Genomic DNA, 8,482 nt, shown 5'->3' on the forward strand with positions numbered 1-8,482 from the left:
GTCCGTCACCACCGAATGTGAGACAGGGCCGTTATTTGTACAGTCCCTCGCTAAGCTGATCAGGGACGCTGTCGCGACCGGCAACGCGCGGCGCGCACGGACGGCGGCAGATGAGCACGGCGCGTCGGCCCAGGCCGATTGCCGAGCTGATCTCATGGACGAGCCGGGCCAAGATTTGTTGTTGCCGTGGTTCGCGCTAAACGAGTGCGGCCAGCCCGGCCATGTTGGGCGGAGCCGACCCGCCGCCGGAGTGAGGGCTGTTCTGCACTTCCAGGAGTGAACCAGCCAGCTGTTCATCTCGACAGCGTGGCGGAACTGGCCGGTAAGCTACAGCGGCACGGTCGTCGCCGCAGTCGTCAAAGCCGGCGCGATTCTCGTTCGCCATCACCTTTAATCGCGCCGTCACCGCCGCGATCGCCACCATCGATAACGGTGCAGCACCAGGGGATTCGATAGTGTCACTATGGGTGAGCCGCGTCTTGGCAGCCCAGGGCGAAGGTGGAGGTGGAGGTGCCTGCACGAGCCGAACGACGCCAATGGGCATCGGTGGGTCAGCCGGCGATGACACCGGCGCTGGTTGGCCGGGACGACGCAATCGGCAAGGTACAGGGCTCCCTGGCCCGAGGCTCAGCGCTCGTGATCGTGGAAGGCGAGGCCGGGATAGGCAAGACTCGCCTGCTGCGCGAGGCTTTGGCAAGGCTCGCCGACCGACCGTCATCGCCTGATCGGGTGTTGCTCGCGACCTGCCCTCCGGTGCTTGAGCCGTCCCCGCTGGGGGTGATTGTGGCCGGCATCCGGCGGCTGGCAACCGATCTTGGCGGAGTCGGCATGACTGCATTGGGCGGCGCCTTGCGGCCACTCTTCCCAGAGTGGGCGGACGATCTCCCGCCCGCGCTGGAGGCGCTGGACGACCCGAGTGCGGTCCGGTACCGGTTGTTCCGCGCGCTCTCGGAGTTGGTCGAACGTCTTGGTGTCGACGTCGTCGTCGTCGAGGACGTCCACTGGGCCGACTCCGCCACGCTGGACTGGCTGCTGACGTTGTGCGCCGAGGAACGCGAACTTTCGATCGTGGTCTCCTTCCGGCCGTGGGAGGTACCGACGGAGTCACTGCTACCGCGGCTCACCGCACGGTCTCCCGCCGGCATGTCCCGGGTCCGCATCGAGCTGAAGCCGTTGGATGTCGAGCAGATCCGGCAGCTCGTGGCCTCGGTCTACGCCACCGACGATGTCTCCGAGCAGTTCGCGGAGTTTCTGCACGACGCGACCGACGGCATCCCCCTCGTGGCGGAGGAGTACCTGCTGCTCCTGGAGGACCGCAGGGACATCCTCCGTGAGAATGGTCGATGGACCCGCCGCACACTCGCCGAACTCGACCTCCCGGCGACGGTTCGCGAGTCGGTCCTGGAACGGGTACATCGGCTCGATGGGGACACCCGGCGGCTGCTCGACGCGGTGAGCATCCTCGCCGAGCCCGCCGGCGAGTCGCTTCTCGCCGCGGTTGCCGACTTGGACTCCGACGCCGTACGGCGTGGGCTCGCCGTCGCACTCACCTCCGGCCTGCTGCGGGAACGCTCGCCCGGTCGCTTCACCTTCCGGCACGTCCTCGACGCGCAGGCGATCAGCGAAGCGATGCCGGTCTCCGAGCGGCGCCGGCTGCATCGGCGGGCCGCGCAGGCGCTGCGGCTCGACGACCACCCGTCGGTGGCGCGGCTCGCTCACCACTTCCGCGAGGCCGGTGACGACGAGCAGTGGTGCAGCTACGCCACGGCGAGCGCCGCGCTCGCCCTGGAGTCCGGTGACGACCGCAGCGCCGTGGAGACCCTCCTGCAGATCATGTGCTCCACCGAGCACCCGAGCGACCGGCGGGTCCGGCTGGCACACCAGCTGGGCCGGGCCGCGTTCTTCGGCGCGGCCGCGCTCGGTGATCTCGCCGTGCAGGTGGTCCGGGTCCTCGGCCAAGTGCTGGACTCCGGTGACATCGACGAGAGCGATCGGGGCGAGCTGCGGTTGCTGCTCGGCCGGATGTTGTGGGCGGTCGGTGAGAGGTCCGCCGCGTTCGGGCAGTGGGAGGCGGCGGTTGGCGAGCTCGGCCGATCCCCGGAGCTGGCGATCCGGGCCATGGCCAACATGGCGCTTCCGCTGATACCGGACTGGCCGGCGACCAGGCACCGGTACTGGCTGGACCGGGCCGGTGAGCTGCTCGACCAGGTCACCCCGCGGGCCCAGCACGCCGTCCTGAACATGCGGCTGACCGCGCTGCTCCTGCTCGGCGACGACGAAGGCTGGGAGGTGCTCGGCGCCCTGCCCGACGCGCCGTCAGCCCAAGCGGGCGAGCGGAACATCGCCCGCGCGCTGGTGAACGCGGTCTGGGTGATGCTGACCTGGGGTCGATTCGACGACGCGCGCGGGCACCTGGCCACGGCCCTCCGACACATCGAGTCCGCCGAGTACCGGCGGATCGCCTACGAGGCGCGGGCCGCGCAGGACCGCCTCGACTGGTACACCGGAAACTGGTCCGGGCTCGCCACACGGGTGGCGGAGCTGGCCGGCAACGAGGACATCGACCCGCACAGCCTGCTGCATGCCCAGCAGGTGCGTGGCCTGCTCGACCTCGCCGTTGGTGCCCGCTCGGCGGTCCAGCGTGAGGTCGCCGCGGAACAGGTTCGGCTCGGTGTCACGGACCCGGAGGCGGTCGCCGTACCAGCGGCGCTGGCGCGGCTCTGCCTGGCCGACGGGGACCCGGCCGAGGCGCTCGCGGTCACGGGTCCGGTGGTGAACATGATCGCGCACAAGGGCGTGTGGCTGTGGGTCACCGACATCGCACCAGTACACATGGACGCGCTGCTCGGTGCCGGCAGGGTGGCGGACGCCCGAAGGTTCGTCGCCACGTTCGCCGAGGAGCTCGCCGGGCGACGTATCCCGGCCGCCGCGGCTGCACTCGTGACTTGCCGAGGAATTGTGACCGCGGCCGGGGAGGATCCGCGCCGGGCCGCCGATCTGTTCGGGGAGGCGGCGTGCCTGTGGGCGGCGCTGCCCCGGCCCTATGACGAGCTGCTCAGCCGAGAGCGGCAGGGCCGGGCCCTGCTTGCCGCCCACGAGCGGGACACCGCGCTGATGCTGCTCAACGACACCCAACAGCGCCTGCACGCCCTGGGCGCCCGGTGGGACGCGGACCGGGTGGCTCAACTGCTGCGGGAGCACGGGCTGGAGGTCGCGCGGGCCTGGCGCGGCGGGCGGCGCGGGTACGGCGACCAGCTGTCCCCACGTGAACTGGACGTGCTCCGCCTGGTCGCCAGGGGGATGACCAACCGGCAGACCGCCGCGGCCTTGTTCCTGTCGCCGCGCACCGTCGAGAGCCACGTCAAGTCCGCGATGCGCAAGCTCGAGGTAGCGTCGCGGACCGCGCTCGCCATCGCCGCGGTCGAAGCCGGCTTCCTCTCGCCCACCGCGGAGCGACCCGCCGACGGCGGATGAATTCTCCGTAGTCTGCACGGTCGCTACTGGTCACCACGCTCTGCATGCTGGCGCTGTGGCAGAAGAACCAGTGGAAACGCACGATGCCGCGGAGCTGGCACCCCACGTGCCGGCTGATCCGACGAGCCTGACCGGCGCTCGTGCACCTGACCAAAACGACGAGCATCCGGTTCGACGGAACGACCCTGACAAGCCCGGCAAGGCGAGTGGAAAGCATTACGAACCACTGTGACCGGCTTGCTGGGCAGCGCCCGCGGGACACGCCTACCGCGCCTCGGTGCGCGTGGAGTAACCCGATTCCCCCTCGAGTGAGAGCGAGACAGAACGATGAGAATCCGACGATGGACGGTGTTCGCCAGCGCGGTCGCTGTGCTGGCGGCCGTCTCACCGACCACATCAGCGGCAGCGTACGAAGCCGACGTGACGGATACCCGGGTCGACCGGGCGGTGGCCGACAAGCTCGGCGACCGGGCGGCGACCGATTTCTGGGTCGTCTTCGACACCCGGGCCGATCTGAGCGGCGCCAGCAAGATCAAAGACTGGGGTGCGCGTGGCCGGTACGTGTACGACCGGCTGGTAAAGACCACACGAGCCAGCCAGGCTGCGCTCGCCGCGGATCTGACCGCGCGAAGCGTCAAGTTCGAGCAGTTCTGGATCGCGAACCGGATTCTGGTACGGGGCGGTGACCGGCAGGCCCTGAACGTCGCGCTCGCGCTGGACGGCGTGGTGGAGATCCAGGCGGACGTGCCGATCGCGTTGCCGCGCCCGATCAAGGCGACGGAACATACCGGACCGCAATCCAGCACCGTGGAGTGGGGTGTCAGCAACATCCGGGCGGATCGGGTCTGGAACGACCTGGGCGTCCGGGGCGACGGCATCGTGGTCGGAAACATCGACTCCGGGGTCCAGTTCACCCACCCGGCACTGGTCAACCAGTACCGCGGAAACCGGGGCGACGGCACGTTCGACCACAACTACCAGTGGTGGGACCCGTCCAACGTGTGTCCCGCCGACGAGCCATGCGACAACAGCGGCCACGGCACGCACACGATGGGAACCATGGTGGGAGCCGACGGCGCCGGAAACCAAATCGGCGTGGCGCCGGGAGCGCGCTGGATCGCGGCCAAGGGGTGCGAGACCAATAGCTGTTCTTTGAACGCACTGCTGTCCGCCGGCCAGTTCATGCTCGCGCCGACCGACCTCGCCGGCGACAACCCCCGCCCGGATCTGCGGCCGCACGTGGTGAACAACTCCTGGGGCGGTTCCGGCGGGCGGGACTTCTACGACGCGATGGTGTCCGCCTGGGCGGCGGCCGGCATGTTCCCGGTGTTCTCCAACGGCAACAGCGGCCCGGCTTGCGAGACGGCCGAATCCCCCGGTGATGCGCCGAAGGCGTACAGCGTCGGGGCCTACGACAGCAACAACACGATCGCCAGGTTCTCCAGCCGGGGCTCCGGCCGCGACGACGAGATCAAACCCAACATCTCCGCCCCCGGGGTCGCCGTCCGCTCCAGCGTGCCGGGCGACGGGTACGCGAGCTACAGCGGCACGTCGATGGCGGCGCCGCACTTGGCCGGCGTGGTGGCGCTGCTATGGTCGGCCTCCGGTGGCCTGGTCGGCGATCTCACCAGCACCCGGGATGCTCTCGACGTCACGGCGATCGACACCGAGGATCTGAGCTGCGGTGGTACGCCGGGGAACAACAACGTGTACGGCCAAGGTCGGTTGGACGCGCTCGGAGCCACCCTCAGGGTGGCCGGCGACGCCGGCATCAGCGGACGGATCACGGACGCCGCCACCAGCACACCGATCGCCGATGCCCAGGTGAAGGTCCTCGACGGCGATGTGCCGTTCGCGATCGGCACCGGCACCGACGGCCGGTACCGGATCAACCTGCTGCCTGGCAGCTACGACGTGCAGGTGTCGCGGTTCGGGTACGAGCCGTTGACCATTTCGGGTGTCACGCTGCAAAAGGGTGCGACCACCACCGTGAACGCCACGTTGAAGCCGCTGCCCACCGGGACCATCACCGGCAGGGTCACGCTCGACAAGGGCGGCCGCGGCGTTCCCGGTGCCATCATCAGCGCCGGGAACGTCCCGCTGACGACCACGGGTGCGGACGGCACGTTCAGCGTCGCCGCGCCTGTCGGCACCCACGAGGTGACCGCGTCGCACGAGATGTTCGCCTCCGCCAGTCCGAGCAACGTCCAGGTCGAGAAGGGCGGCTCGGTGGCAGTGGACTTCGTACTGCGCTGCGGTGAGCGTTGCAACATCGACGCCTTGTGGACGGACCGCTACGACGGTTCGGACAGTGGCAGCGACATCGCGCGCGAGATGCAGATCAGCCCGGACGGTCGGACGATGTACCTGACCGGGGAGAGCCCGGGAGACGGCACCGGCATCGACATGGTCACCATCGCCTTCGACACGGCCACCGGGAAGCGGCGCTGGGAGACCCGCTTCGACGGTGGGGTGAAGCGCCGCGACGCTGGCTACGGCCTCGTGGTCAGCCCCGACGGCGCGACCGTCTACGTGGCCGGCCCGAGCACGGCCACTGGTACCAGCACGGGCTACGCGATCCTGGCGTACGACGCGGCCAGCGGGTCCCAGCAGTGGGTGGCACGCTACAAAGGCCCCGGCACCGGCGACGACTCCGCGCTCGCACTCGACGTCAGTCCGGACGGTTCCGCCGTCTTCGTGACCGGCCTCAGCGACGACGTGTGGAACGACTACGCGACAGTCGCCTACCGGGCCGCGACCGGCGAACAACTGTGGCTGGCGCGCTACGACGGGCCGGGGAAACTCACCGACACCGCGGTGGCGTTGCGCGTCGCCCCGGACGGCGCCACGGTCCATGTCACGGGTTACAGCCGGCCAGCTACCGGGGTACCGAACGACTCCGACTACGCGACCATCACGTACGAGGCCGCCACCGGCAAGCAACTCTGGATCGCCCGGTACAGCGGGCCGAAGGCCGGCGGGGGTGACCTCGCGCAGGACCTCCAGGTGAGTCCGGACTCCTCGAAGGTCTTCGTCACCGGCTACAGCCCGGGCGCGAACGGCACCGACTACGCGACCATCGCCTATGACCGCACCACCGGCGCCCAACTGTGGCTCGCACGCTACGACGGCCCCGCCCACGGCGCGGACTACGCCTTCGCCCTCGACATCCATCCCGACGGTTCGGCCGTCTACGTGACCGGCCGCAGCGCCGGAGTCGGCAGTGAAGACGACTTTACGACGGTGGCCTACGATGCCGCGACCGGGAACCAGCGGTGGACACAGCGCTACGACGGTCCTGCCGGCGGCGTCGACATCGCGCAGGCGGTGGCGGTCAGTCCCGACGGTTCCTCCGTCTTCGTCTCCGGCCACAGCATGGGTGTGGGCACCAACGCCGACTACGCCACCATCGGATACAACACGGCCACCGGCGCTGAGCTGTGGCAGGCCCGGTACAACGGGCCACGCGACAACTTCGACAGCGCGAACGCGCTGCGGGTGAGCCCCGACTCCACCCGCGTCTACGTCACCGGCTTCAGCTTCGGCGTCGGTACGAACCGCGACTACGCGACCCTTGCGTACGACGCCAAGGCCAGCCCGAACCGCGCGGTGTTCGTGCCATGGGGTCTGCAGGTCCAGCCAGATCTGGCGACGAACTCGGACCGGGTCGGCGTCAGCGCCAACGTGACCAACGTGGGGGCGGCTGGCGGCAGCTACAACGCCTCACTGACGGCGAACGGGAAGGTCATCGCCACGACGAAGGTCACTTTGGAGCCGGCCGCCGCCAGCCGGGTGGACTGGTCGACGAAGCTGGATGAGCCCGGCCGGTACGAGCTCAGCGTCGGCCACGTCACCGCCCCGCTCCGGGTGGTCGGATGCGACCGCACGATCACCGGTACGCACCATGGCAAGCTGACGGTGACCACGGGGGTGACCTGCCTGGCCAAGGGTGCCCAGGTGCTCGGTCCGGTGGACGTACGGGCCGGCGCCGGGCTGGTTTCCACCGGCGCGACGGTGAACGGCACGATCTCAGCCGTCGACGCGGCGGTCGTCGTGCTGCGGGACAGCGGGGTCACCGGACCGATAACGGTCACCGCCACCGGTGGTCTGGTGCTCTCCGGCAATCAGGTTGCCGGCAACGTCGGGCTGCACGACAACACCGCTGACGGCTCCACGCTCGTGGTAGCGGGCAACCGGATCGCCGGCAATGTGTCCTGCACCGGCAACGCGCCAGCACCCGTCAACCAGGGTGCGTCGAACGAGGTGACCGGCCGCGCGACCGGTCAGTGTGCTGAACTCTAGGGCTCTACCAACTCAGCAGGACGCTGCACCGCCTCTGACCTGCAGCAACGAAAGCCGCAGGTGGAGGCGGTGCAGTTGAGCGGCGTTGCGTGCTGTTGAATGCAGTTCAGCGTTCAGCCCGTCGTACAGGGCACCGTGACCCCGGCGATGCTCCGCCGTTAACGTGAGGTCGACCAGGCTGTGTACCGGCCCGTCGGCGCACAGGACCGCGTCGGTCAGCTCGAACAACGCGTCCGCCCGGCGCACCAAGCACTGGTAAAAGTCCCGGCGGATGCGCGCCAGCACTGCCGCTGAATCACTCACGGGCGTGTCGGGTAACACCAGCCCCGCTACGTAGTCCACAATCGTGGCCACGGCCACCGTCCTTGTTCTTCACGTCCTTGCCAGGGAACCGAAGGATCATCAGACGGTGGCCGGCTTCCGTCTCCACGGCACACCGAATCCACAAAGGACGATCACGGCCGCCGAGACATCAGGGTTAAAGGACAAGTTAAGCGAGTGTTTCGGCCGGTGGCTGAGGCCCTTGTGGATGGACCGGCGCCCCGGCCGTCGTCTCCCGGATCCGGCGTCGGCCGGGCCGACTATCCGGGGAAGGAGAGCGCGGGACGGAGGAGTTTCAGGTCCACCGCATCAGCCATCGCCTGGTAGCCGGCGTCGCTCGGGTGCAGATGGTCGCCCGAGTCGTACGCCGGGAGGAGCCGCAGCA

The 8,482-nt window shown here is 69.3% G+C and carries 3 protein-coding genes; 2 read left to right on the forward strand and 1 reads right to left on the reverse strand.

The window, feature by feature from the left end; translation table 11 throughout:
* Positions 1-561 precede the first annotated feature (561 nt).
* On the forward strand, positions 562-3,474 hold the full coding sequence (locus ACY34I_RS39640; protein WP_462760573.1) for an ATP-binding protein: 2,913 nt from the start codon (positions 562-564) through the stop codon (positions 3,472-3,474).
* A gap of 420 nt (positions 3,475-3,894) precedes the next feature.
* Entirely contained in the window at positions 3,895-7,776 is a 3,882-nt protein-coding gene (locus ACY34I_RS39645) for a S8 family serine peptidase (protein ID WP_462760575.1), read from the forward strand.
* Between the two features lie 12 nt (positions 7,777-7,788).
* On the opposite strand, the gene ACY34I_RS39650 is transcribed toward ACY34I_RS39645, so the two are convergent.
* Positions 7,789-8,097: a transposase gene (locus tag ACY34I_RS39650; protein ID WP_462760577.1), complete on the reverse strand. Its 309-nt coding sequence runs from the start codon at positions 8,095-8,097 to the stop codon at positions 7,789-7,791.
* Positions 8,098-8,482: the final 385 nt, after the last annotated feature.

The sequence above is a fragment of the Micromonospora sp. RTBAU3-60 genome, from assembly GCF_054963695.1.